The organism is Pseudomonas sp. stari2, assembly GCF_040760005.1.
Classification (GTDB): Bacteria; Pseudomonadota; Gammaproteobacteria; order Pseudomonadales; family Pseudomonadaceae; genus Aquipseudomonas.
Genome location: NZ_CP099760.1, coordinates 5,459,124 through 5,483,142, shown reverse-complemented (window position 1 = coordinate 5,483,142; position 24,019 = coordinate 5,459,124). Strand labels below are relative to the sequence as shown.

The window sequence follows — 24,019 nt, the reverse complement described above, 5'->3', positions numbered from 1 at the left end:
CGAGATTGTGTACGGGTGAAACCAGCTGTTTTGTTGTTCTGCTGTGGCTCGATTATCGGCGAGGGGTTGCGCGGGGCGAAACTTCAATTTAAACATGGCAGGTGTTAGTTAATTTAATACCGACAGGTACCAGGAACATGCCCGACCACCGTTTGCCACCACTCAATGCAGTGCGTGCGTTCGATGCCGCTGCCCGCCTGGGCAGCTATGTCGAGGCGTCGAAAGCCTTGCACGTGACTCAGCCGGCGATTGGCCGGCATGTGAAGCTGCTGGAGGACTGGCTGGGCATTCAGCTGTTCGAACGCACGTCGCGCGGGGTCAACCTGACGCCGGCCGGTGAGAAGTACCACCGCAAGATCGCGGCCGCCCTGCAGTTGATCATCGAGGCCGGCAAGGAGGCACGTCCCAAAGAGGCCGAACGCTGGCTGCGGATCATGGTGGTGCCGGGTTTTGCCAAGCGCTGGCTGATGCCACGCATCGAGGCCATGCGTCACTTGCGTCCGGGGTTGAAGTTTGCCATTGAACCGAACTCGACCTTCACCGAAGTGGATGGCAAAAGCGCCGATCTCGGCATCGTCTACGGTCTCGACGGGCAGTACGCGGACTCCCGTGAAGCGTTGATCTGTCCCCGGGTGTTTCCGATCTGCACCCCGCAATATCTGGCAAGCATCGAGCCGCTCAGTGGTCCGGCCGATCTGGTCCGGCACGAGTTGATCCACGTCGACGACGGCGAGTGGTGGAACCTTTGGTTCGCCGCCCATGACCTGGATATTCACCTCAATTCCGACATGCTCTACGTCAACAACGATCACGCGTTATCGGTGGCCGAGAGCGGGCAGGGCATCGCGTTGGCCAATGAGGTGCTGGTTCGCGAAGAACTCAGGTCCGGCAAACTGGTGCGCGCAGTGGAGGCTCAGGTGAAGCTGGAAAGCTATCGGGTGCTGACGCCGTCCGCCGAGCTGTCGGCGGATGCGGCGTGGTTCATTCAATGGCTCAAGTCTGAGCTGGAACAGGACTTTCCCGAAGCGTTGATCAACTGAGCCGGAAGCGTGCTGTGTTGTCGCTCAAGGCCTTGCTGCCCAGGCTCAAGGTGTCTGCCGCCAGGTTGACTGCTCGTGCGCCGTCGAGCAGGCGAACCGCCGCCTGATCCACCTGCTGGATATTGCCGCTGACCTCATCGGCGGTGCTCGCCTGTTCTTCGACCGCCGTGGCGATCTGGGCGAGGGTGTCGGTGACGCTTTGCACGGCGCTGGCGATTTCCCCCAGGCGTTCACCAAGTCCGGTGACCGCTTCTGCGTCTGATTGCGCCTGGCCGCACGCAGCCTCCATCAGGCTCACGGCTTCGTTGACCGTGTTGCGTAGACTGTCGACCGTCGCGGCGATCTGCGCCGTGGACGATTGCGTACGTTGCGACAGGCTGCGCACCTCGTCGGCCACTACGGCAAAACCGCGACCCTGTTCACCGGCACGAGCGGCCTCGATGGCCGCGTTAAGCGCCAGCAGGTTGGTCTGCTCGGCGACGCCGCGAATAGTGTCGACCACCAGTTGTATCTGCTGCCCTTGCTCGCTGACCCGGCCCAGCGCCGCTGCGGTTTCGTTCAGGCGCTGATTGAGCTGTTGAATGCTCGCCGTGGTGCGTTGGCTGTCGCGGCTGCTGTCGGCGGCGATGCGCCGTGTTTGCTGGGCGCTGCCGGAGGCCTGTTCGCAACTCTGTGCGACGCCCTGGGAGGTGGCCGCCAATTGCGTGGCCGCTGCAGCGATCTGGCTGATCTGCATTTGCTGCGCTTCGACTTCGCTGAGAGCGCCGCTGGAGTGATCGTTGAGGCTGCGCACCGCGTTGCTCAGTTGCGAAGTCTCGTGATCGACACCTAGCAAGCTGGTGCGCAGTTGCACCACGGCCACGTTGAGCGCGGTGCTGATCGAGGCCAGTTCATCTCGGCCCACGACAGGCACTTGCAGGCTCAGGTTGCCGTCGCGCAAGGCTTCGGCGAGCACCGTAATACCGCTGGCGCTGCGACGGATTGAGGCTTGCAGGCAGACGAACAAATAGAGTGCTGCCAACAACAAGCAACCGAAGACCGTCGCCACAATGATGAACTGACGAATCGAGGAGCTGTGGTAGTCGTCCAGGCGCTGATCGAGCGACACCAGCGATTGCTGTCGCAGCGTGGCGAGGTTGCCGAGCAGGGTGTCCAGGCTGCGCTCGAAGTCTTCCGGTTTGAGATTGATGCTGCCGCCGAACACGCCGTCATCCAGCACTTTCAAACCGGCATCCAGTTGCTTGAGGCTGTCGTGGTACTGCCCGACCCAACCTTGCAGGGCTGGCGGCAGACGCGCCTCGAGCAGGTTTGCGGTTTTCACCAGCTGCTCGCGGGCATCGCCGATGCGGCTGCGCAGGTCGCGCAGTTGCAGACGGCTTTGCAGGGTGAACTGACCGGACACCACAGACGCCTGACCGACGGCTGCCAGCCGGCCGACGCGTTCGATCAGGTCAGGTGCATGTTGGGTGGAAATCTGCGTCAGCAGATAGGTTTCCAGCCACGGTGCAAGGATCAGGCGATTGTCCATCGCGATCTGCTCGCGCAAGGCTTGCAGGGCGCTGAGGGCATTGGTGAACCGGTCGTAACCGTCCGGCCACCAACCGACACCGGAAAGGCTTTTCGAGTCCAGACCATCGAGCGCGGTTTGCAGGGCCTGATAGCGAGCCAGGGTTTCGCCTTCCGCGCCTTCGGCTTGCAGGGCATTGCCCAAGTCCACTGTCGCTTGGGCAACAGCGGGTTGTACGCCATCGAACGCAGCCATCGCGGCAAGGGTCGCGGGAGTCGGCTGGCGGTTGGTTTCCGTGGCGCGCCAGCGGGCGGCGCGGTCGCGTTGGGCGGCGAGCAGGTTGTCGAGTGCATCGAGGGCGAGCAATTGCCGCACACCGGCGCGCTCGCCGGCGATCAGGTTGAGTTTGTCGCGATAGTCCTGGCCGATCATCAACAGGCTGCCGGCCAAAGGCAGGATAAACAGTAGAAACAACAACTGGAATTTACGCGCGAAGCCAAACCGCCCCAGTAATCCGATCCCCGGTGATAAAAAAGCCTGCATGCCTCATGACTCCTCTGGACACCACGCACCATCGGCGTGCATCGCGGTCGTTGCGACCGGGATTGGTGCCCTGCTAAAAGGCCTCGAAAGTTCACCCTTGCCCGCTCTGTAGGCCGGCTCTGTAGCGAAACTTCCCATTCTCGATGCCCTTTGTAAGGGCGCCGCGTTCAAGCGGATAAGCAAGGCAAGATTCAGACCATGGCGTTGCGCTATCACTTGCGGCGCGACGACTGAATAGTTCGTTAGCTGGCTAAGGGGATGGCGCTGGCGCACCGAAAAATGGCACATTGACGCACCTGCCTGCGTGCACCCATCTGCTGTACGGAAACTCCCATGGCTATCAGCAACGTTCAGACCGCCGCTGCGTCGGCGTCCGCTCCTCCCCAAAGCAGTCCACTGGTAATGCGCATCATCGGCGCGGTGGCGCTGGCACATTTGATCAACGACCTGATCCAGTCAGTGCTGCCCTCGATCTATCCGATGCTCAAGGCCAACTACGGCTTGAGCTTCACCCAGGTCGGCCTGATTACCCTGACCTTTCAATTGACCGCTTCGCTGTTGCAGCCGTGGGTCGGTTATCACACTGACCGGCACCCGAAACCGTGGCTGTTGCCGGCCGGGTCCGTGTGCACGCTGGTCGGCATTGTGATGATGTCGATGGTCGGCAGTTTCCCGCTGATTCTGCTGGCGGCAGCGCTGATCGGGATCGGTTCTTCGACCTTTCACCCGGAAGCTTCTCGTATTGCACGGCTGGCCTCCGGTGGGCGTTTCGGGTTGGCGCAATCGACCTTCCAGGTCGGCGGTAACGCCGGTTCGGCGTTCGGTCCGTTGCTGGCAGCGGCGATCATTATTCCCTTTGGACAGGGCAACGTGGCGTGGTTCGGGCTGTTCGCGGTGTTTGCGCTGTTTGTGCTGTACCGCATCAGTCGCTGGTATGCCCATCACCTGAACCTGTTCAAGCTCAAAGCCGGGCAAGCCGCCACTCATGGACTGTCGAAGGGCAGGGTGGTCAGCGCGCTGGTGGTGCTCGGGTTGCTGGTGTTCTCCAAGTATTTCTACATGGCCAGCCTGACCAGTTACTTCACCTTCTACCTGATCGAGAAATTCGACCTGTCGGTGGCCAGTTCCCAGTTGCACCTGTTCCTGTTCCTCGGCGCGGTGGCGGCGGGCACGTTCTTCGGCGGGCCGATTGGCGACAAGATCGGCCGTAAGGCGGTGATCTGGTTCTCGATCCTTGGCGTGGCGCCGTTCACCTTGCTCATGCCGCATGTCGATCTGTTCTGGACCACCGTGCTGAGTGTGGTGATCGGCTTTATCCTGGCGTCGGCGTTCTCGGCGATTGTGGTGTACGCGCAGGAACTGGTGCCGGGCAACGTCGGAATGATTGCCGGCGTGTTCTTTGGGTTGATGTTCGGCTTTGGCGGGATTGGTGCGGCGTTGCTCGGGCATCTCGCGGACATTCACGGCATCGAGTACGTGTACTTCCTGTGCTCGTTCCTGCCGTTGTTCGGGGTATTGGCGATCTTCCTGCCAAGAACCAAAAAGGCCTGACGGGCTGAATTTCAGGCACAAAAAAGCCGCGTATCGAACGCGGCTTTTTCTTGGGTGGAGCTTTTACACGTTGAAGCGGAAGTGCATCACGTCGCCGTCCTTGACGATGTAGTCCTTGCCTTCCAGACGCCATTTACCGGCTTCCTTGGTACCGGCTTCGCCCTTGTACTGGATGAAGTCGTTGTAGGCGATCACTTCGGCGCGGATGAAGCCTTTTTCGAAGTCGGTGTGGATCACGCCGGCGGCTTGTGGTGCGGTGGCACCGACGCGGACGGTCCAGGCGCGGACTTCTTCGACACCGGCGGTGAAGTAGGTCTGCAGGTGCAGCATTTCGTAGCCGGCGCGGATCACGCGGTTCAGGCCAGGCTCTTCCAGGCCCAGGGCCTCGAGGAACATGTCTTTCTCTTCACCGTCGTCCAGCTCGGCGATTTCCGCTTCGATCTTGTTGCAGACCGGAACGACCATGGCGCCTTCTTCTTCAGCGATGGCCTTGACCACGTCCAGGTGCGGATTGTTCTCGAAACCGTCTTCAGCGACGTTGGCGATGTACATGACCGGCTTGGTGGTCAGCAGGTGGAAGCCCTTGATGATCGCCTTTTCGTCGGCGCTCATGTTCTTCATCAGGCTGCGTGCAGGCTTGCCTTCGGTGAAGTGCGGGATCAATTGCTCCAGCAGAGCCTTCTGGGCCACTGCGTCCTTGTCGCCGCCCTTGGCGTTGCGCGCGACTTTCTGCAGTTGCTTCTCGCAGCTGTCGAGGTCGGCGAAGATCAGTTCCAGGTCGATGATTTCGATGTCGCGCTTCGGGTCGACGCTGTTGGAAACGTGGATCACGTTTTCGTCTTCGAAGCAGCGAACGACGTGAGCGATCGCGTCGGTTTCGCGGATGTTGGCCAGGAACTTGTTGCCCAGACCTTCACCTTTCGACGCGCCGGCCACCAGGCCTGCGATGTCGACGAATTCCATGGTGGTCGGCAGGATGCGCTTCGGATTGACGATTTCCGCCAGAGCATTCAGGCGTGGGTCCGGCATCGGCACGATACCGCTGTTCGGCTCAATGGTGCAGAAGGGAAAGTTCTCGGCCGCGATCCCGGATTTGGTCAGGGCGTTGAACAGGGTGGACTTGCCGACGTTAGGCAGGCCGACGATGCCGCAATTGAATCCCATGGTGTTTCCCCTCGGATTAGAGTCAGGCCTTCTGGCTGTGCAGGTTTTTCATCGCGCGGTTCCATTCACCGGCGAGGATATCCGGCAGCACGCCGAGGGCAAAGTCGATGCTGGCATCGAGTTTTTCCTGTTCGGCGCGTGGCGCACGACCCAGGACGAAATTTGAAACCATACTGGCGACGCCGGGGTGGCCGATGCCAAGCCGCAGGCGGTGGAACGTATTCTGATTGCCCAATTGCGCAATGATGTCGCGCAACCCGTTGTGACCGCCATGGCCGCCGCCCACCTTGAGTTTGGCGACGCCCGGAGGCAGATCGAGTTCGTCGTGCGCCACCAGGATCTCTTCGGGCTTGATGCGGAAGAAACCGGCGAGTGCCGCCACGGCCTGGCCGCTACGGTTCATGTAGGTGGTGGGAATCAGCAGACGAACGTCCTGACCCTGATGCGAAAAACGCCCGGTCAGGCCGAAATACTTGCGATCGGCCACGAGATTCACATTCTGTGCGTGGGCGATGCGCTCAACAAAAAGGGCCCCTGCGTTATGCCGGGTCTGTTCGTATTCGGCACCCGGATTTCCCAGGCCAACGATCAGTTTGATGGCAGTCACGATAGGGGCCCTTCCTTGGAGTGGTGGATAACATCGCCGCGATCGGGGAAGGCGGCGAAAGTGGACGAAAAATGCTCATTTACCATGGATGTAAACTCCGCGTTCCCGCCCGCTTTCTCGCTACGTTCCAGTCCGCGATGTTACCTGTTCACTCCGGCTTTACAGAGTGATTACTCTGCAGCGCCTTCGGCAGCTTCTGGAGCAACACGTGGAGCGTGGACGTTGGCAACAGCCTTGTCATCGCCGTGTGCCAGAGCAACGAACTCAACACCTTTAGGAGCTTTCAGGTCCGACAGGTGAATGATGGTGCCGATTTCGGCCTTGGCCAGGTCGACTTCGATGAACTCAGGCAGATCTTTGGCTTCGCAGGAAACTTCGATTTCTGCAACAACGTGCGAGATCTCGCCGCCTTTCTTGACCGGAGCTTCTTCGTTGATGAAGTGCACTGGAACAACGGCAGTCAGTTTCTTGCCGGCAACAACGCGTACGAAGTCGGCGTGCATGATGAACTGCTTGGCCGGGTGACGCTGCATGGCTTTAACAACCACGTCTTGCTTGACGCCGCCGATGTTCAGTTGGATGACGTGGCTGAAAGCAGCCTCGTCTTCGAACAGCTTGGCCACTTCTTTAGCCATCATCATGATGGACTCAGGAGCCTTGTCACCACCGTAGACAACGGCAGGAACCTGGCTGGCGAGACGACGCAGGCGGCGGCTCGCACCTTTCCCCAGGTCGGTACGCGCTTCGGCGTTCAGGATGAAATCAGTCATTTTGTATCTCCAAAATAGCCATGTCCGGGCGACGTCTGCGACCGACGTCAAAGCGGCATGGGCAAAAAAGCCCCGCCCCAACATGAGTGTTGGGGCGGGGCGCTTTTCGTCAACAAGACATTTCGAGAAGGGCAGGGCCCTTAGCGGAACATCGCGCTGATCGATTCTTCATTGCTGATGCGGCGAACCGCTTCGGCAACAACCGGTGCGATATCCAGTTGACGGATACGTGCACAGGCTTGTGCTGCTGCGGACAGCGGGATGGTGTTAGTGACCACCAGCTCGTCCAGCACGGAATTTTCGATATTCTCGATGGCCCGACCCGACAGCACAGGGTGTGTGCAGTAGGCAAAGACCTTGGCTGCGCCATGCTCTTTCAGGGCCTTGGCCGCGTGGCACAGGGTGCCGGCGGTATCGACCATGTCATCGACCAGGATGCAGGTACGCCCTTCGACATCACCGATGATATGCATCACTTCAGAGTGATTGGCTTTCTCACGGCGTTTGTCGATGATCCCGAGATCCACGCCCAGGGATTTGGCAACGGCACGTGCACGCACGACGCCACCAATGTCCGGGGACACGATCATCAGGTTCTCGAAGCGCTGATCTTCGATGTCATCCACCAGAACCGGGGAGCCGTAGATGTTATCTACCGGAATATCGAAGAAACCCTGAATCTGGTCAGCATGCAGATCAACCGTGAGAACACGGTCGATGCCGACTACGGTAAGCATGTCAGCGACGACTTTCGCGCTGATAGCCACACGTGCGGAACGCGGACGGCGATCCTGACGGGCATAACCAAAATAAGGAATAACAGCAGTGATACGAGTAGCCGAGGAGCGGCGGAAGGCATCAGCCATCACTACCAGTTCCATCAGGTTATCGTTGGTCGGAGCGCAAGTCGGCTGAATAATGAAAACATCTTTACCGCGAACGTTTTCATTGATCTCGGCTGTAATTTCGCCGTCGGAGAATTTGCCGACAGAGATGTCACCGAGAGGGATATGCAGCTGACGTACGACACGCCGAGCCAGATCGGGGTTAGCGTTCCCCGTAAAGACCATCATCTTGGACACGCGCAGTACCTAGAGGCTGAGGGTAACCTGGATGAGTATAGAAAATGGCAGGGGCGGCTGGATTCGAACCAACGCATGGCAGGATCAAAACCTGCTGCCTTACCGCTTGGCGACGCCCCTGTATCTGTTGCTTGCAAGTGCCGTGCACTTGGTTCCTTTAGAGCAGACTTTGCAGCTTGCGATGCAACATCGAAACGTTGCTTCCTTTTGCTACAAACCCTGTAAGGGTCTCTGTCAGAAGGGCCGAGACTTTATCAGCTTCAGCTTTGCTTGGGAAGCCCCCAAACACACAACTTCCAGTTCCGGTGAGTTTTGCTTCGGTAAAATTACCTAGCAAATTCAATGCGTTACGTACTTCTGGATAACGCCTTGATACCACCGGCAAGCAGTCATTTCGACTGTTTCCCTCGGGAACGGGGCGCACTTTAATGGGCGGCGTGTTACGTGTCAACAATGGATCTGAAAAAATTTCTGCCGTACTAACAGAGACTTGCGGTACGAGCACGACATACCACGGTTCGGCGGGCTCGACCGGGGTCAGTTTCTCGCCGACTCCTTCGGCGAAAGCCGCGTGGCCACGTACGAACACCGGCACGTCGGCTCCAAGTGTCAGGCCCAGTGTTGCCAGCCGATCTTCATCCCAGCCCAACTGCCAAAGATGATTGAGGCCGAGCAGGGTGGTCGCCGCATTCGAGCTGCCGCCACCGATGCCGCCGCCCATCGGCAGGATCTTGTCGATCCAGATATCGATGCCGAGGGCGCAGCCGGATTGTTCCTGAAGTTTTTTCGCCGCACGCACGATCAGGTTGCTGTCGTGGGGCACACCGTCGAATTCGGTGTGCAGGCAAATCACGCCATCGTCACGGACGGCGAAAGTGATTTCGTCGCCGTAGTCGAGGAACTGAAAAATCGTCTGCAACTCGTGATAGCCGTCTTCACGGCGACCGAGGATGTGCAGCATCAGGTTGAGTTTGGCCGGAGAAGGCAGCGTCAGGCGTGGAACGGTCATGCTTATTGCCCCAGCTTGCGCGGTTGCCAGGCCTTGATGACCAGCGTCACGTCCAGATCGGTGCCGTGCAGTTTGATCCGCTCGGGCAGCCAGTAGCCATTCTGTTCGGCATAACCGAGGTACTCGACCTGCCAGCCGTCCTGTTCCAGATTGGCCAGGCGACTGTCGGCATCGAGGGTCAGGCGGCTCTTGCTGGCCGGAGCCGGCAGGCCACGAACCCACCAGGACAGATTCGATACCGGCAGTTTCCAGCCGAGTTGTTCTTCCAGCAGGACTTCCGGCGACTGCGCGTCATAGCGGCCCTGATTGGCGACTTCCAGCGAAACCTTGCCCGGGCGACCGGTCAGTCGCGCTGCGCCACGACCCAGCGGGCCGGACAGGCGGATGTCGTAATAATCCTGGCGCTGCAGCCAGAACAGCGTGCCGCTGCCCGAGTCTTTCGGGGCGCGGATGCCGATCTTGCCGTCGATCTGCCAGCCGTCGAGGCCGGTCAGTTGTTGTTTGTTCGCGGCCCATTGTGCAGGGCTGCCGTGGCCCTCGACCGATTCGCGAGCGCCGAAACCCGCGCAACCGGCAAGCAGGGCGATGAAACTGAAAACGATAACGTGGCGCAAAAACATGAGTTAAAGAGTCTCGGATCCGGTCAGGCGCTTGATGGTGCTGCGCAGAATGGTGCTGTCGGGCTGATCCTTGAGGAACTTGCCCCAGACTTGTTTGGCTTCGCGCTGCTTGCCCTTGGTCCAAAGGACTTCGCCAAGGTGAGCGGCGACTTCGTGATCGGGGAAACGCTCGAGCGCCTGACGCAGATATTTCTCGGCATCATCCAGGTTGCCCATGCGGAAATTCACCCAGCCGAGGCTGTCGAGTACCGCCGGGTCTTCCGGGTTGATCTGGTGCGCCTGCTCGATCAGCGCCTTGGCTTCGGCGTAGCGCGTGGTGCGGTCGGACAGGGTGTAGCCGAGGGCGTTGAGCGCCATGGCGTTGTCCGGGTCGCGCTTGATGATCAGGCGCAGGTCTTTTTCCATCTGCGCCAGGTCATTGCGTTTTTCCGCCTGCATCGCGCGGGTGTAGAGCAGATTCAGGTCGTCTGGATACTGTTGCAATGCCTGTTGCAGGGTTTTCCAGGCCTTGTCGCCCTGATTATTGGCAGACAGGGTCTCGGCTTCGATCAGGTACAGCTGGATTGCGTAATCCGGCTGCGCATCACGTTCGGCCGCCAGTTTGCTCTGGGCTTCGGCGGTCTTGCCGTTGTTCATCAGGATGTCGGCCTGACGCAGTTGCGCCGGCAGATAGTCGTTGCCCGGCCCGACCTGGGCGTACTCGATCAGTGCGCCTTGCGGGTCGTTGCGTTCTTCGGCGATGCGGCCAAGGTTCAGGTGCGCGGAATCGACATGGCTTTCCCGGGCGACCAGGTCTTCCAGGTAACCCTTGGCCTCGTCCCAGGCCTTGGCTTCCAGGCACACCAGCGCCAGCGAGTAACGCAGTTCGTCGTCTTCCGGGTATTGCTGGACCAGAGTGGAGAACTCGACCTTGGCGTCGTCCATCCGGTCTTGCTCAACCAGCATCCGCGCGTAAGTCAGGCGCAGGCGCTTGTCGTCCGGGTACTTCTTGATGTTTTTCTGCAGCAGCGGCAGGGCTTCGTCGCCACGGTTCAGCCCTTGCAGCAGGCGGGCGCGCAGCAGGATCGGGGCGATTTCGCCGTCGTCCGGCGGATTGTCTTCGAGCAGGGTCAGCGCACCTTTGGTGTCGCCGTCCTGCTGCATCAGCAGGGCCTTGCCGAAAATCAGCTGATTGTTGTGCGGGTGACGCTGCAGCAGACGGTCGAAACTTTTCATCAAACCGTTGCGGGTTTCCTGATCGGTATCGGCGGCCGACAGCGCGAGGAAGTCGAAATGGGTGTCGCCCTTGCCTTGCAGGACTTTCTCCATGTAGACCATCGAGTCGTCATAGCGCCCGGCGCGTGCCAGTTGCACGGCGGCGGCGCGTTGCGCCTCGAGGTCATCCGGGGCGTTTTTCGCCCAGATCAATGCAGTATCCAGCGCCGGTTGATCCGCGCCCAGGTACTCGGCGATACGGAATGCCCGCTCGGAAACACCCGGGTCCTGAGTGTTGATGGCCTGGGTCACGTAGTTGTCCAGGGCAATGTCGAAACGATTGCGCTGGCCGGCGAGTTCGGCGCTCAGCAGGCTGAAAACCGTTTCTTCGCTGAACGAGCTGTAAACCTTGGGCTTTTCAGGGGCTGGCGTGGTGTCTTCGACCGACGGCGTGCCATCGTGCGAAACGGGGGCCAAGGCCTGGCAGCCGCTGAGGAAGACAAAAGCAAGGAGCAACGCGGAAGATCTATTCATATAGGAAGAGGACGACTAACCTGCGGTCGGATCATCATGACACAAGCCTTCGGCCAAACATAACCGAGTCTCGATTGTGGCCATTATAGGGGCCGACAATTGGGACAATAGTCAGCGGTAGTTGTTCTGAATCTGACGAAGTAGGACAATTGCCGGCTTCACGTCACCATCAGCGACCTTGAATGGCCTTCCTTGCACTCGGTATCAACCACAAGACTGCTTCAGTAGACGTCCGCGAGCGCGTGGCCTTTACCCCTGAGCAGCTGGTGGAGGCCTTGCAGCAGCTCTGCCGACTCACCGACAGCCGCGAAGCTGCGATCCTCTCCACCTGCAATCGCAGTGAGCTGTATATAGAACAGGATCAGCTTTCGGCCGATATCGTGCTGCGCTGGCTGGCCGACTATCACCATTTAAGCCTCGATGAGCTGCGCGCGAGTGCTTACGTGCATGAAGATGATGCGGCAGTTCGTCACATGATGCGCGTCGCCTCCGGGCTCGACTCGCTGGTGCTGGGCGAACCGCAGATTCTCGGCCAGATGAAATCGGCCTACGCCGTGGCCCGCGAGGCCGGCACCATCGGTCCGCTGCTCGGGCGACTTTTTCAAGCAACGTTCAACGCCGCCAAGCAAGTGCGTACCGATACCGCCATTGGTGAGAACCCGGTGTCCGTGGCGTTTGCCGCCGTCAGCCTGGCCAAACAGATTTTCAGCGACCTGCAACGCAGCCAGGCCTTGCTGATCGGCGCCGGCGAGACCATCACCCTGGTCGCCCGCCATCTGCATGAGCTCGGGGTCAAGCGCATCGTGGTCGCCAACCGGACCCTGGAGCGCGCCAGCCTGCTGGCCGAGCAGTTCGGTGCCCACGCAGTGTTGCTTTCGGACATCCCGGCCGAACTGGTGCGCAGCGACATCGTCATCAGTTCTACCGCCAGTCAGTTGCCGATCCTCGGCAAGGGCGCCGTTGAAAGCGCGCTGAAGCTGCGCAAGCACAAGCCGATCTTCATGGTCGACATCGCCGTTCCCCGGGATATCGAACCGGAAGTCGGCGAACTCGACGACGTTTACCTCTATAGCGTCGACGATTTGCACGAAGTGGTCGCCGAAAACCTCAAGAGCCGTCAGGGCGCAGCGCAAGCGGCTGAAGAGATGGTTTCGGTCGGCGCCGACGACTTCATGTTGCGCCTGCGGGAGCTGGCGGCGGTCGATGTCCTCAAGGCCTATCGTCAACAGAGCGAACGCCTTCGCGACGAAGAGCTGCAAAAGGCCCTGCGCTTGCTGGCCAACGGCGGTAACGCCGAAGACGTGCTGGGCCAATTGGCCCGTGGCCTGACCAATAAACTCCTGCACGCCCCGAGCGTGCAGTTGAAAAAGCTTTCTGCCGAAGGCCGCCTCGATGCGCTGGCCATGGCCCAGGAACTCTTTGCCCTCGAGGGCTCACCGGATAGCTTTTCGGATAAAAAACCGCAATGAAAGCGTCACTGCTCAATAAGCTGGATATCCTCCAGGACCGTTTCGAGGAACTGACGGCGCTGCTCGGCGACGCTGAAGTCATTTCCGACCAGACCAAATTCCGCGCCTATTCCAAGGAATACGCCGAAGTCGAGCCGGTCGTCGAAGCCTATAAACAGCTGCTCAAGGCTCAGGCCGATCTGGAAGGCGCACAGGCACTGCTCAAGGACGGCGACCCGGACATGCGCGAAATGGCCGTGGAAGAAGTCCGCGAAACCAAAGAGCAACTCGTCGAGCTGGAAGCCACGTTGCAGCGCATGCTGCTGCCCAAGGACCCCAACGACGGGCGCAACGTGTTCCTCGAAATCCGCGCCGGCACCGGTGGCGACGAGGCGGCGATCTTCTCCGGCGACCTGTTCCGCATGTACTCGCGCTATGCCGAAAAGCGCGGCTGGCGCGTGGAAATCCTCTCGGAGAACGAAGGCGAGCACGGCGGCTATAAAGAAGTCATCGCCCGGGTCGAAGGCGACAATGTCTACGGCAAGCTGAAGTTCGAGTCCGGTGCCCACCGCGTACAGCGCGTGCCGGCCACCGAATCCCAGGGCCGCATCCACACGTCCGCTTGCACCGTGGCTGTGTTGCCGGAGCCCGACGAGCAGGAAGCGATCGAGATCAACCCGGCGGACTTGCGCGTCGACACCTACCGTTCCTCCGGGGCCGGTGGTCAGCACGTCAACAAGACCGATTCGGCGATCCGTATTACCCACTTGCCGACCGGCATCGTGGTCGAGTGCCAGGAAGAACGTTCCCAGCACAAGAACCGTGCACGGGCGATGGCCTGGCTGTCAGCCAAGCTCAACGACCAGCAGACCACGGCGGCGGCGAACGCCATCGCCAGCGAACGTAAATTGCTGGTGGGTTCCGGTGACCGCTCCGAGCGTATCCGCACCTATAACTTTGCCCAGGGCCGGGTCACCGACCACCGCGTCAATCTGACCCTGTATTCCCTCGACGAAATCCTCGCCGGTGGCGTCGAAGCGGTGATCGAACCGTTGCTGGCCGAATACCAGGCCGACCAACTGGCAGCGATAGGTGAATAAATGACCATCATCGCCAGCCTGTTGCGCGCCGCCGAACTGCCGGACTCGCCCACCGCACGCCTGGATGCCGAACTGCTCCTCGCTGCGGCACTGGGCAAGTCCCGCAGTTTTCTCCACACCTGGCCCGAACGCATCGTGCCGAGCGAAGCCGTGCTGGTCTTCACCGAATACCTGCAACGCCGCCGCAGCGGCGAGCCGGTGGCCTACATTCTGGGCCAGCAAGGATTCTGGAAGCTGGATCTGGAAGTCGCGCCGCACACGCTGATTCCGCGCCCGGACACCGAACTGCTGGTGGAAGCCGCACTGGAATTGCTGCCGGCGACCCCGGCCAAGGTTCTCGACCTCGGCACCGGCAGCGGGGCGATTGCCCTGGCCCTGGCCAGTGAGCGTCCGGCATGGAACGTCACTGCGGTGGATCGCGTGCTGGAAGCCGTGGCCCTGGCCGAGCGCAACCGTCAGCGTCTGCACCTGGACAACGCCACGGTGCTCAGCAGTCACTGGTTCAGCGCACTCGAGGGCAAGCGTTTCGAGCTGATCATCAGCAACCCGCCGTACATCCGCGCCGCCGATCCGCATCTGGTGGAAGGCGATGTGCGTTTCGAACCGGAAAGCGCCCTGGTGGCCGGCATCGACGGGCTCGACGATCTGCGTCTGATCATCGCCCAGGCGCCGGCCCATCTGGAGGCCGGTGGCTGGCTGATGCTCGAACACGGCTATGATCAAGCCGAAGCCGTGCGCGATCTGTTGCTGACGCAAGGTTTTGAAGAAGTCCACAGCCGCACCGATCTGGGCGGCCATCAACGGATCAGCCTGGGGCGCCTGCCGTGCTGAATGATCAGGAATTGTTGCGCTACAGTCGGCAGATTCTCCTGCAACACATCGACATCGATGGCCAGTTGAAGCTTAAGGACAGCCGCGTACTGATCGTCGGCCTCGGCGGTCTCGGCGCTCCGGTTGCCTTGTATCTGGCGGCGGCGGGTGTCGGCGAGTTGCATCTGGCGGATTTTGACACGGTCGACCTGACCAACCTGCAACGCCAGATCATCCACGACACCGACAGCGTCGGCATGACCAAGGTCGACTCGGCGCTCAAGCGCCTGAGCGCGATCAATCCCGAAATTCAACTGGTGCCCCATCGCCAGGCGCTGGACGAGGATTCTCTCTCCGCTGCCGTGGCAGCAGTGGATCTGGTGCTCGACTGCTCGGACAATTTCTCCACCCGCGAAGCGGTCAACGCCGCGTGTGTGGCGGCGCGCAAACCGCTGGTCAGCGGCGCGGCGATCCGCCTCGAAGGACAACTGTCGGTGTTCGATCCGCGTCGCGCCGAGAGCCCTTGCTATCACTGCCTGTACGGTCACGGCAGCGAAGCCGAACTGACTTGCAGCGAAGCCGGCGTGGTCGGGCCGCTGGTGGGTCTGGTCGGCAGCCTGCAAGCGCTGGAAGCCTTGAAGCTGCTGGCGGGTTTCGGCGAGCCACTTGTGGGGCGTCTGCTGTTGATCGATGCGCTGGGCTCGCGATTCCGTGAGCTGCGGGTCAAGCGTGATCCGGGATGCAGCGTCTGTGGTTCGCACCATGCGTGAGGCGCCGATCGCCGTATTCGATTCCGGCGTCGGTGGCCTGTCGGTACTGGCGGAAATCCAGCATCTGCTGCCCAATGAATCGCTGCTGTACCTCGGCGATTGCGGGCACATTCCTTACGGTGAGAAAACCCCGGAATTCATTCGCCAGCGTTGCAGCGTGATGGCCGGTTTTTTCCGCGAGCAGGGCGCCAAGGCGTTGGTGATTGCTTGCAATACCGCGACCGTGGCCGGCGTTGCCGATTTGCGGCGTGATTTTCCCGACTGGCCGATTGTCGGCATGGAGCCGGCGGTCAAGCCGGCAGCTGCGGCGACACGCAGCGGCGTGGTCGGCGTCCTCGCCACCACCGGCACCCTGCAGAGCGCGAAGTTCGCGGCTTTGCTCGACCGTTTTGCCACCGATATCCGGGTCATCACCCAGCCATGCCCGGGACTGGTGGAGCTGATCGAAAGCGGCGACCTGCACAGCGCCGAGTTGCGCGAGCTGCTTCACCGCTATGTCGAACCGCTGCTGGGCGCGGGTTGCGACACGATCATTCTTGGCTGCACCCACTATCCGTTCCTCAAACCGCTGCTCAAGACGATGCTCCCCAACGACATCAGCCTGATCGACACCGGCGCCGCCGTGGCCCGGCAACTTCAGCGCCTGCTGGCCGAGCGCGATCTGCTTGCTGTCGGCCCGAATCGCTCCGCCAGATTCTGGACCAGCGCCGATCCGCAATCCTTGAAAAACATTCTGCCGTTGCTGGGACAAACGCCTGGCGATGTGCAACGCTTCCACTTGTAAAAAGATTGTGAAATAACCCGAATATCGGGTGAACTTCTGTTTAAGCGCCGATTTCTATACCGCTGAGTTACCTAAAAACCAAACGATCGTTCCGGAAAAGGAAGTTTCAACGTGAAGCGACTATTCTGCTTGGCCGCGATTGCGGCCGCACTGATGGGGCAAAGTTTTACTGCACAGGCCGCTGGCGTGGAATTCGGGGTTGGCGCCACCAGCGATTCAACGATGACCTATCGCCTGGGGATGAATTTCGACTGGGACAAGAGCTGGCTGCAAAGCGATGTCGGTCGCCTGACCGGTTACTGGAGCGGCGCCTACACTTACTGGGAAGGTGACAAGACCTCCAGCAACAACAGTCTTTCGTTCTCGCCGGTTTTTGTTTACGAATTCGCCGGTCAGTCGGTCAAACCCTACGTCGAAGCAGGGATCGGGGTGGCGTTGTTCTCCAACACCCAGTACGAAGACAACAATATCGGTGGAGCCTTCCAGTTCGAAGACCGCATCGGTTTCGGCCTGCGATTCAATGGCGGGCATGAAATCGGAATCAGGGCCACGCACTATTCCAACGCTGGCCTGAGCAGCAACAACGACGGGGTAGAAAGCTACTCGCTGCACTACACGTTGCCGTTGTAAGACCCATGAAAAAGGAGCGCCAAGCGCTCCTTTTTTGTATTCAGCGATACGCCGTGGCGATTCCCTGGCGTTCGTCGATGCATTCCGGTGCACCCATTTCGAATTCGCGGCAGATCAGCGGACGTTTTTCGTAGATGGTGCACATCATCGTGTCGCGATCCAGTGCCGCGCACCAGCCGTCGTCCAGACGCAGCATGACCTCCCCACCCCACTCATCGGTATCGATATAGCGCTCGGGCACACCCGTGTCGGTGATCAGCATGACTTCGAGCTGACAGCAGCAGGCCGCGCAAGTCGAACAGGTGACGGCGGGCTCGTCGTCGATTGGCTGGAGGGGAATGGTTTTCATGGGCGCAGTGTACGGCAGTGACCCGCGCGCGTGTGAAAGCCCTGACGGACGATTACTGCACCAGCCGCCGCGACAAGACGTGCAACAACGGAAACAGCAACGCCCACAACAGGCCGATGCCGATCAAAGTCGGTAACTCGCCGTAGGGAAACTGCACCCCGGCCAGTCGTCCACCGGCGCAGTACGACAACGCGCCACCGACGGCCCCGAGCGCGCTCGCCAGCCACCATGGCCGGGCGCTCCAATGCAGGCAATGGCGCAACGTCGTGGCGAGCAGTGCCCACAACAACATCAGCCACAGCGGAATCAGCGGCGACAGATCCTTGAACTCAAAGACGCCAAGACCGCGCAGGCCACTGTCCACGGCGGTGCCCAGAATCACCACGCCGAGAATCAGTCGGCCTTCTGCCGCCCAACTGCTGATCCAGCTCAGATGAATCACCAGCACTGCCAGCGCCACCAGTAACCACAGGCTGTTGCCGCCGAGCACGCAGGCCAGCCAGCCGATCTGGAACAGAACCGCGTTGGCGATCCGCTCAAGCATCGAAGCGTCCGAGCAACGGTGCCGGCATGGCCGCCGGTTTGGCCAACAGCAATTGCGCGGTGCCGATGGTGCGTTCGAGGAAGCCGCCCTCGCAGTAGCACAGATAGAATTCCCACAGCCGCAGGAAATAATCGTCGTAGCCCAATTCGCTCAGACGGCCGTGGGCATGGCGAAAGTTCTCATGCCATAAACGAAGGGTTCTGGCGTAGTGCAGGCCGAAATCTTCCATGTGCAGCAGGTTCATGTCGGTGTCACGGCTGACGATTTCGAGCATCTTCTGCACGCAGGGCAGGGCGCCGCCGGGGAAGATGTAGCGCTGAATGAAATCTACGCCGCGTTTCGCCTGCTCGTAACGCTGGTCCCGAATGGTGATCGCTTGCAGCAGCATCAGGCCGTTGCTCTTGAGCAGGTGCGCGCATTGTTTGAAGTAGGTCGGCAGAAAACGATGGCCGACCGCCTCGATCATCTCGATCGACACCAGTTTGTCGTACTGGCCGGTGAGGTCGCGGTAGTCCTTGAGCAGCAGCGTCACCCGGTCCTGCAGGCCGAGGCTTTCAATGCGCCGGGCGGTGAACGCGTATTGCTCTTTTGACAGCGTGGTCGTGGTGACTTTGCAGCCATAGTGCTGCGCGGCATACAGCGCCATGCTGCCCCAGCCGGTGCCGATTTCCAGTAGGTGATCGCCGGGCTCGAGTGCGAGTTTTTGGCAGATCCGTTCCAGTTTGTTCAGTTGTGCCTGTTCCAGATTGTCGTCGGGGCTAAGGAATTGCGCTGCCGAATACATCATGGTCGGGTCGAGAAACTGCTCGAAAAGATCGTTGCCGAGGTCGTAGTGCGCGGCGATGTTTTTCTGCGAGCCCTTGCGTGTGTTGCGGTTGAGCCAATGCAGACCGCGCACCAGCGGCCGGCCGATTTTCGCCAGTCCGCCCTCCATGCCGTCGAGCACCTCAAGATTGCTGACGAAGATGCGTACCACGGCCGTCAGATCTGGTGAACTCCAGTAACCATGAGTAAAGGCTTCACCGGCACCGATCGAGCCGTTACCCGCGACCATGCCCCACACCGCCGAATCGAGGACATGAATTTCGCCCTGCAACGCACTGCCCGGTGTGCCGAAGACTTGGCGTTCGCCGTCCTCGATCACCACCAGTTGCCCATGCCTAAGTTGTGCGAGCTGGCGCAATACACCTCGGCGCAGCAGCGAACCGGTGATGCCGTGGGTACTGAACGGGATGGCGGCTCTGGCCGAAACACTAGAGGATTTCATGGCGGTGCTCCTCGGGAGTCGCAGTGGCGGTTCGAAAGCTGTCGTCAGCCGTCCGATGGGAAAACAGTGGTGTGCGCTTGAGCAGCAATCGCAGGGCCTGCCAATAGATCGCGAGGGCGGTCTTGGCGGTCATCCAGGGAAAACGCCACAGATGCCGGTGCAGGTTGCGTCGAACGAGAGGTTCGCGTTTCAGGTTGAGTGTGGCGTCGAACAGTTTGTGTTCGCCCTGCCAGTCGGCCATGTGCACACCCAGGGTTTGCGCGGCGGGGCTGAAGCTCATGCGGTATTCCAGATCCGGCGGCAGGAATGGCGATACGTGAAACGCCTTGGCCACGGCGAAGTGCTGGTGGAAGTCGCGTACGTTGGTCGGCGCTCGCGCCGGCAGCACATAGTGATAACGCTCGCGCCACGGCGTGTTGCTGACTTCGCAGAGAATCGCCGCCAGTTGCCCGTCGGTCTCGTGGCAATAAAAGAAGCTCACCGGGTTGAACGCCAGCCCCCAACTGCGCGGCTGAGTGAGCAGGCAGATCGAGCCCTGCGGCTCGTGACCGAGGGCTTTACCGACCAGCAGGCGTACCGCATCGATCAGCCGCACACCGCGACCAGTGAAGGTCTTGAGGTAGTCGCTCTCGCGAAACGAGAACGGCGCGAAGCGGCTCACGCCCGCCAGCGGCGACAGCTTCAGCACGGCGTCCTGTTCGGTCAGGTCGAGATAGATCAGTCCGATCCGGTAGCGGAATTCATGACGGCGTGGGGCAAATCGCCGATGGGCGATCCAGCCGCTGTAGAGCGCGCTGTTCACAGGCTTTCTCCGAACGCTGCGGCCACGCGCAAAGCGCTGACTACGCCGTCTTCATGAAAACCATTGGCCCAGTACGCGCCGCAGTAATGGGTGTGTTGCGCCCCATCGAGTTCCGCCCAGCGCTGTTGTGCCGCCACTGTCGCCAGGCTGAATTGCGGATGGGCATAAGTGAAACGGGTAAGCACTTTGGACGGGCTGATGCCGGCGCTCTGATTGAGGCTGACGCAGAATGTGGTGTCGCTCTGGATGCCTTGCAGGATGTTCATGTCGTAAGTCACGGCAGCCCGGGTATGGCCGGCTCCGCCAAGGCGATAGTTCCAGCTGGCCCACGCCCTTTTGCGGGTCGGCAACAGGCGGGTGTCGGTGTGCAACACCACTTCGTTGTCGGCGTAGGGCAGGGCGCCGAGGATTTCTCGTTCGGCACGGCTCGGATCGACCAGCAGCCGCAATGCCTGATCGCTGTGGCAGGCCAGCACGACTTTGTCGAAGTGCTCGATGCCGACAGGGCTGTGGATAACCACGCCGTGTTCGTTGCGTTCGATCCGGTTTACCGGGCAGTTCACGCGGATCCGCTCTTTGAATGACGCGGTCAGCGGTGCGAGGTAGGCACTCGAGCCACCCTCGATCACTCGCCATTGCGGACGATTGCTGACCGACAACAAGCCGTGGTTCTCGAAGAACCGCACGAAGAACTGCAGCGGAAAACTCAGCATCTCGGCCATCGGCATCGACCAGATCGCTGCGCCCATCGGCACGATGTAATGCAGGATGAAACGCTCGCCGTAGCCGCCGGCCTTGAGGTAGTCGTCCAGTGTGGTGTCGCTGGCGATCCGCTGTTCGGCGAGATCGCGCCGGGCTTCCTTGTTGAAGCGCAGGATGTCGCGCAGCATGCCCCAGAACCCCGGCGACAACAGATTGCTGCGTTGGGCGAAGAGGCTGTCGAGATTGTTGCCGTTGTATTCCAGACCAGTGTCCGGATCGGTCACCGAAAAACTCATTTCGGTAGCTTTGCTGCTCACACCCAATTGGCCGAGCAGGCGAATGAAGTTCGGGTACGTCCAGTCATTGAACACGATGAACCCGGTGTCGACTGCGTAATCACGCCCGTCCACTGTCACTGTCACCGTGTGCGTATGGCCGCCGACCCAGTCACCGGCCTCGAACACTGTGACGTCATGTCGGCGATTGAGCAGGTAGGCGCAGGTCAGCCCCGCGATCCCGCTGCCGACGATGGCGATGTTCACGTCAGATCCCGCAGCGGTGGGTTGCTGCGTACCATGCGCTTGCCGATGGCAAGCTGTACCCGGGCAGGCAATTTCGACAGTGGCCACAGGGCCGCCATGAACAAGGCCGGAAAGGCGATTTCCAGCGGCCGCTCCTTGAGCCGGGCGAAGATGTGCCGTGCGGCTTTATCCACAGGCCAGCTCAATGGCATCGGGAAGTCGTTTTTCGCCGTCAGTGGCGTTTCGACAAAGCCCGGGCTGATGACGGTGACTTCAATGCCTTCGTCCGCCAGATCGATGCGCAATGACTCGAACAGATAACGCAGTCCGGCCTTCGATGCACCGTACGCTTCGGCCCGGGGAAGCGGCACGTAGGTGACGGAGCTGGCCATGCCCACCAGATGCGGCGCGGTTCCCTTGCGCAGCAGGGGCAGGGCGGCTTCGATGCAATAGCTGCTGGCAAGCAGGTTGGTGCGTACCACGTGTTCGACGATCGTAGCGTCGAACTGTTTTGCGTCGACGTATTCGCAGGTGCCGGCGTTGAGGATCACGCTGTCCAGCGATCCCCAGTCCAGCGCGATCTGTTCACCGATTTCCCGCACGGTCTGGCTGTTGGTCAGATCTCCCGGCACCACCAGCACCTGTCCCGGGTAACGCTGCGACAACACTTTGAGCTGTGCGATCTGACGGGAACTGACCGCCAGGTGCGCACCGGTTTTCAGAATCTCTTCCGCCAAGGCAGCACCGATACCACTGCTGGCGCCGGTCAGCCAATAACGGCGTGGAGTTGTACGACTCATCCCAATCTCCTTTTCAGCCAGGCGATCACCCGACCCAATATCGGTAAATGTTCGTAAAGCAGCGCACCGGCATCGAAGTAATCCCGGTGGCGATAAACCTTGTCGCGCCAGAGCAGGTACGAGCAGCCGGTGACGCGAATCAGTCGTCCGCCGGCCAGGCGCGGATGGCGGTAACTCATGACCCAGCGCAGGTAACCTTCGCAGTCCCCGATCTGGTCGAGGCCTTGGAAGTCGAACCTCAGTTCACTGACGTTGGCGTACAGCTCGCTGAAGTAGTCGCGCAATTGCGTCAACCCCTGCACTTCGTGCAGTGGGTCGGTGAAGTGAATGTCCTCGCTGTAGAGCGCGTCCAGGCTGTGCAGATTGTCCTTGTTCAACTGCGCGAACTGGCGGGCGAAACGGCTCAGGAATTCACTCATGGCCTTCTCCGATAGACGCACGGGAGGGCAGGTTTTTGAACGCGGTCAGTGCCCGCTCCCGCGAGGTGCTCAGGTTGACGATCGGCGGCGGATAGTTCGCGACGCCGAACAGCCCGCCGACACTCGCCGGGTTGTGCACTTCTTTCTTGTTCAACCCGGCCAGTTCGGGCAGCCAGTGCTTGATGAACAAGCCTTCGCTGTCGAATTTTTCCGACTGACTGATCGGGTTGAAAATCCGGAAATACGGTGCCGCATCGGTGCCGGTCGACGCGCTCCACTGCCAGCCGCCGTTGTTCGCCGCCAGATCACCGTCGATCAGGTGGCGCATGAAAAAGCGCTCGCCTTCGCGCCAGTCGATCAGCAGGTTTTTGGTCAGGAACATCGCCACCACCATCCGCAGGCGGTTGTGCATCCAGCCGGTTTCGAGCAATTGGCGCATGGCCGCATCGATGATCGGCAGGCCGGTGCGTGCCTCCTGCCAGGCCGCCAGTTCCTGCGGCGCATCGCGCCAGGCCAGGGCTTCGGTTTCCGGACGGAACGCGCGATGCCGGGAAACCCGTGGGTAGCCGACCAGAATGTGCTTGTAGAACTCGCGCCACAGCAGTTCGTTGATCCAGGTGACGGCGCCAGCCTTGCCGCTTTCGAATTCGCCCTGATTGGTTTGCAGTGCGGCATGCAGGCATTGACGCGGCGAGATCACACCGGCGGCGAGATAGGCCGAAAGCTGGCTGGTGCCAGGCTTGGCCGGGAAGTCACGCTCGCTTTTGTAATAGTCGATCTGCACGTCGGCGAATGTGTCGAGGCGTCGTTGGGCTTCGGTTTCACCGGCAGGCCACAGGTCGCGCAGGGATTGGCCGGGTATCGGGAAACCCTCGATGGACTCGGGCACCGGATCGCTGTCGATGTGCAGCGGGGCCTGTGCGGCTGGAGCCTTTATCAGCTGCGGCATCGAGCGATGCAGGCGCTCGTAACAGACCTTGCGAAACTGGCTGAACACCTGAAAGTAGGTGCCGGTCTTGGTCAGTACGCTGCCGGGGCTGAACAGCAACTGATCGAGGTAGCTACGAAATGCGACGCCCTCAGATTGCAACGTTTGTTCAACTGCCGCATCGCGGCGGCTTTCATGGATGCCATATTCTTCGTTGACGTGAACGGCCTCGACCTTCAATTGCCGGCAGAGCTCAAGCAGCACCGCTGGTGCCTGATCCCAGCGCGGGGCGCTGCGAATCAACAACGGGATGTTCAGTTTGCCGAGGCGCTCGCTCAGTTCCCGCAGATTGCGCAGCCAGAAGTCGATCTTGCACGGTGCGTCGTCATGTTCCTGCCATTGATCGGGGCTCAACAGGTACACGGCCACGGTCGGGCCGCGCTCGGCAGCGGCCGTCAGGGCGGTGTTGTCATGTTGGCGCAGGTCGCTGCGCAGCCAGATCAATTGCATGGCGTTCTCGACAG

General features: G+C 60.6%; 24 protein-coding genes and 1 tRNA gene. 8 read left to right on the top strand and 17 right to left on the bottom strand.

Features of this window, described 5'->3' with window-relative positions; translation table 11 throughout:
* The first annotated feature begins 137 nt into the window (after positions 1–137).
* Positions 138–1,040, top strand: a complete 903-nt coding sequence (locus NH234_RS25100; protein WP_367254603.1) for a LysR substrate-binding domain-containing protein — start codon at positions 138–140, stop codon at positions 1,038–1,040.
* Here the strand turns inward: NH234_RS25100 and NH234_RS25095 are convergent.
* Positions 1,033–3,090, bottom strand: coding sequence for a methyl-accepting chemotaxis protein (locus tag NH234_RS25095; protein ID WP_367254602.1), 2,058 nt, complete (start codon positions 3,088–3,090; stop codon positions 1,033–1,035). The two genes, NH234_RS25100 and NH234_RS25095, sit on opposite strands and share 8 nt — an antisense overlap.
* A 333-nt stretch (positions 3,091–3,423) precedes the next feature.
* On the opposite strand from NH234_RS25095, the gene NH234_RS25090 reads away from it, so the two are divergent.
* Positions 3,424–4,641 (top strand): MFS transporter, encoded by a 1,218-nt coding sequence (locus NH234_RS25090; RefSeq protein WP_085733612.1) that lies wholly within the window; start codon positions 3,424–3,426, stop codon positions 4,639–4,641.
* 63 nt (positions 4,642–4,704) lie between these two features.
* Here NH234_RS25090 and ychF read toward each other — a convergent pair whose 3' ends face one another.
* From ychF to NH234_RS25050, 8 genes are all read right to left on the bottom strand, one after another.
* A complete protein-coding gene (gene ychF, locus NH234_RS25085) occupies positions 4,705–5,805 on the bottom strand; it encodes a redox-regulated ATPase YchF (protein WP_085709288.1) in 1,101 nt (366 codons plus the stop codon).
* A 22-nt stretch (positions 5,806–5,827) separates the two neighbouring features.
* On the bottom strand, positions 5,828–6,412 hold the full coding sequence (pth, locus tag NH234_RS25080) for an aminoacyl-tRNA hydrolase (RefSeq protein ID WP_007951726.1): 585 nt from the start codon (positions 6,410–6,412) through the stop codon (positions 5,828–5,830).
* A gap of 170 nt (positions 6,413–6,582) precedes the next feature.
* On the bottom strand, positions 6,583–7,182 hold the full coding sequence (locus NH234_RS25075; protein ID WP_085733613.1) for a 50S ribosomal protein L25/general stress protein Ctc: 600 nt from the start codon (positions 7,180–7,182) through the stop codon (positions 6,583–6,585).
* 140 nt (positions 7,183–7,322) lie between these two features.
* Positions 7,323–8,264: a ribose-phosphate pyrophosphokinase gene (locus NH234_RS25070; RefSeq protein ID WP_003171603.1), complete on the bottom strand. Its 942-nt coding sequence runs from the start codon at positions 8,262–8,264 to the stop codon at positions 7,323–7,325.
* 45 nt (positions 8,265–8,309) lie between these two features.
* Positions 8,310–8,384, bottom strand: a tRNA-Gln gene (locus NH234_RS25065).
* A 37-nt stretch (positions 8,385–8,421) separates the two neighbouring features.
* Positions 8,422–9,273: a 4-(cytidine 5'-diphospho)-2-C-methyl-D-erythritol kinase gene (gene ispE, locus NH234_RS25060; protein WP_085733614.1), complete on the bottom strand. Its 852-nt coding sequence runs from the start codon at positions 9,271–9,273 to the stop codon at positions 8,422–8,424.
* A 2-nt stretch (positions 9,274–9,275) separates the two neighbouring features.
* Positions 9,276–9,893, bottom strand: coding sequence for a lipoprotein insertase outer membrane protein LolB (gene lolB / locus NH234_RS25055; protein ID WP_085733615.1), 618 nt, complete (start codon positions 9,891–9,893; stop codon positions 9,276–9,278).
* A gap of 3 nt (positions 9,894–9,896) precedes the next feature.
* Positions 9,897–11,621, bottom strand: coding sequence for a tetratricopeptide repeat protein (locus NH234_RS25050; protein WP_367254597.1), 1,725 nt, complete (start codon positions 11,619–11,621; stop codon positions 9,897–9,899).
* Positions 11,622–11,803: 182 nt separating this feature from the next.
* On the opposite strand from NH234_RS25050, the gene hemA reads away from it, so the two are divergent.
* From hemA to NH234_RS25020, 6 genes are all read left to right on the top strand, one after another.
* Positions 11,804–13,090 carry a glutamyl-tRNA reductase gene (hemA, locus tag NH234_RS25045; RefSeq protein WP_085733617.1) on the top strand — a complete coding sequence of 429 codons (1,287 nt, stop codon included), beginning with the start codon at positions 11,804–11,806 and terminating at the stop codon, positions 13,088–13,090.
* Complete coding sequence (gene prfA, locus NH234_RS25040) at positions 13,087–14,169, top strand: peptide chain release factor 1 (protein ID WP_085709293.1); 1,083 nt, start codon at positions 13,087–13,089, stop codon at positions 14,167–14,169. Before hemA ends, prfA begins: the two co-directional genes overlap by 4 nt.
* A complete protein-coding gene (prmC, locus tag NH234_RS25035) occupies positions 14,170–15,000 on the top strand; it encodes a peptide chain release factor N(5)-glutamine methyltransferase (protein WP_367254595.1) in 831 nt (276 codons plus the stop codon).
* Positions 14,994–15,749: a molybdopterin-synthase adenylyltransferase MoeB gene (locus NH234_RS25030; RefSeq protein WP_367254593.1), complete on the top strand. Its 756-nt coding sequence runs from the start codon at positions 14,994–14,996 to the stop codon at positions 15,747–15,749. The genes prmC and NH234_RS25030 overlap by 7 nt, the downstream gene beginning before the upstream one ends.
* Complete coding sequence (murI, locus tag NH234_RS25025) at positions 15,742–16,533, top strand: glutamate racemase (protein ID WP_367254591.1); 792 nt, start codon at positions 15,742–15,744, stop codon at positions 16,531–16,533. Before NH234_RS25030 ends, murI begins: the two co-directional genes overlap by 8 nt.
* Positions 16,534–16,644: 111 nt before the next feature.
* Positions 16,645–17,163, top strand: coding sequence for an acyloxyacyl hydrolase (locus tag NH234_RS25020; RefSeq protein ID WP_085733621.1), 519 nt, complete (start codon positions 16,645–16,647; stop codon positions 17,161–17,163).
* A 40-nt stretch (positions 17,164–17,203) separates the two neighbouring features.
* On the opposite strand, the gene NH234_RS25015 is transcribed toward NH234_RS25020, so the two are convergent.
* Genes NH234_RS25015 through phrB form a run of 8 tightly spaced genes read right to left on the bottom strand, consistent with a single transcriptional unit; the run spans position 17,204 to position 24,005 of the window.
* Positions 17,204–17,512 carry a YkgJ family cysteine cluster protein gene (locus NH234_RS25015; RefSeq protein ID WP_085733622.1) on the bottom strand — a complete coding sequence of 103 codons (309 nt, stop codon included), beginning with the start codon at positions 17,510–17,512 and terminating at the stop codon, positions 17,204–17,206.
* Positions 17,513–17,564: 52 nt separating this feature from the next.
* The gene (locus NH234_RS25010; protein ID WP_085733623.1) at positions 17,565–18,056 is read right to left on the bottom strand and encodes a DUF2878 domain-containing protein; all 492 of its coding nucleotides are present in this window, start codon (positions 18,054–18,056) and stop codon (positions 17,565–17,567) included.
* Complete coding sequence (locus NH234_RS25005) at positions 18,049–19,323, bottom strand: cyclopropane-fatty-acyl-phospholipid synthase family protein (RefSeq protein ID WP_085733624.1); 1,275 nt, start codon at positions 19,321–19,323, stop codon at positions 18,049–18,051. Before NH234_RS25005 ends, NH234_RS25010 begins: the two co-directional genes overlap by 8 nt.
* Positions 19,310–20,125, bottom strand: a complete 816-nt coding sequence (locus NH234_RS25000; protein WP_367254589.1) for a DUF1365 domain-containing protein — start codon at positions 20,123–20,125, stop codon at positions 19,310–19,312. Before NH234_RS25000 ends, NH234_RS25005 begins: the two co-directional genes overlap by 14 nt.
* Positions 20,122–21,369, bottom strand: coding sequence for an NAD(P)/FAD-dependent oxidoreductase (locus NH234_RS24995; protein WP_367254587.1), 1,248 nt, complete (start codon positions 21,367–21,369; stop codon positions 20,122–20,124). Before NH234_RS24995 ends, NH234_RS25000 begins: the two co-directional genes overlap by 4 nt.
* The gene (locus NH234_RS24990; RefSeq protein ID WP_085733627.1) at positions 21,366–22,148 is read right to left on the bottom strand and encodes an SDR family oxidoreductase; all 783 of its coding nucleotides are present in this window, start codon (positions 22,146–22,148) and stop codon (positions 21,366–21,368) included. Before NH234_RS24990 ends, NH234_RS24995 begins: the two co-directional genes overlap by 4 nt.
* Positions 22,145–22,567, bottom strand: coding sequence for a nuclear transport factor 2 family protein (locus tag NH234_RS24985; protein WP_367254585.1), 423 nt, complete (start codon positions 22,565–22,567; stop codon positions 22,145–22,147). Before NH234_RS24985 ends, NH234_RS24990 begins: the two co-directional genes overlap by 4 nt.
* Complete coding sequence (gene phrB, locus NH234_RS24980; RefSeq protein ID WP_367254583.1) at positions 22,560–24,005, bottom strand: deoxyribodipyrimidine photo-lyase; 1,446 nt, start codon at positions 24,003–24,005, stop codon at positions 22,560–22,562. The genes NH234_RS24985 and phrB overlap by 8 nt, the downstream gene beginning before the upstream one ends.
* Between the last annotated feature and the right edge of the window lie 14 nt (positions 24,006–24,019).

Excerpts from the sequence above, each read along its gene's own strand:
- NH234_RS25090 (WP_085733612.1), top strand. The coding sequence starts at position 3,424 with ATGGCTATCAGCAACGTTCAGACCGCCGCTGCGTCGGCGTCCGCTCCT.
- murI (WP_367254591.1), top strand. The coding sequence starts at position 15,742 with ATGCGTGAGGCGCCGATCGCCGTATTCGATTCCGGCGTCGGTGGCCTG.
- phrB (WP_367254583.1), bottom strand. The coding sequence starts at position 24,005 with ATGCAATTGATCTGGCTGCGCAGCGACCTGCGCCAACATGACAACACC.
- hemA (WP_085733617.1), top strand. The coding sequence starts at position 11,804 with ATGGCCTTCCTTGCACTCGGTATCAACCACAAGACTGCTTCAGTAGAC.
- NH234_RS25005 (WP_085733624.1), bottom strand. The coding sequence starts at position 19,323 with ATGAAATCCTCTAGTGTTTCGGCCAGAGCCGCCATCCCGTTCAGTACC.
- ychF (WP_085709288.1), bottom strand. The coding sequence starts at position 5,805 with ATGGGATTCAATTGCGGCATCGTCGGCCTGCCTAACGTCGGCAAGTCC.
- prfA (WP_085709293.1), top strand. The coding sequence starts at position 13,087 with ATGAAAGCGTCACTGCTCAATAAGCTGGATATCCTCCAGGACCGTTTC.
- NH234_RS25095 (WP_367254602.1), bottom strand. The coding sequence starts at position 3,090 with ATGCAGGCTTTTTTATCACCGGGGATCGGATTACTGGGGCGGTTTGGC.
- NH234_RS25010 (WP_085733623.1), bottom strand. The coding sequence starts at position 18,056 with ATGCTTGAGCGGATCGCCAACGCGGTTCTGTTCCAGATCGGCTGGCTG.
- lolB (WP_085733615.1), bottom strand. The coding sequence starts at position 9,893 with ATGTTTTTGCGCCACGTTATCGTTTTCAGTTTCATCGCCCTGCTTGCC.
- NH234_RS25075 (WP_085733613.1), bottom strand. The coding sequence starts at position 7,182 with ATGACTGATTTCATCCTGAACGCCGAAGCGCGTACCGACCTGGGGAAA.
- prmC (WP_367254595.1), top strand. The coding sequence starts at position 14,170 with ATGACCATCATCGCCAGCCTGTTGCGCGCCGCCGAACTGCCGGACTCG.
- NH234_RS24985 (WP_367254585.1), bottom strand. The coding sequence starts at position 22,567 with ATGAGTGAATTCCTGAGCCGTTTCGCCCGCCAGTTCGCGCAGTTGAAC.
- NH234_RS24990 (WP_085733627.1), bottom strand. The coding sequence starts at position 22,148 with ATGAGTCGTACAACTCCACGCCGTTATTGGCTGACCGGCGCCAGCAGT.
- NH234_RS25050 (WP_367254597.1), bottom strand. The coding sequence starts at position 11,621 with ATGAATAGATCTTCCGCGTTGCTCCTTGCTTTTGTCTTCCTCAGCGGC.
- NH234_RS25100 (WP_367254603.1), top strand. The coding sequence starts at position 138 with ATGCCCGACCACCGTTTGCCACCACTCAATGCAGTGCGTGCGTTCGAT.
- NH234_RS25015 (WP_085733622.1), bottom strand. The coding sequence starts at position 17,512 with ATGAAAACCATTCCCCTCCAGCCAATCGACGACGAGCCCGCCGTCACC.
- ispE (WP_085733614.1), bottom strand. The coding sequence starts at position 9,273 with ATGACCGTTCCACGCCTGACGCTGCCTTCTCCGGCCAAACTCAACCTG.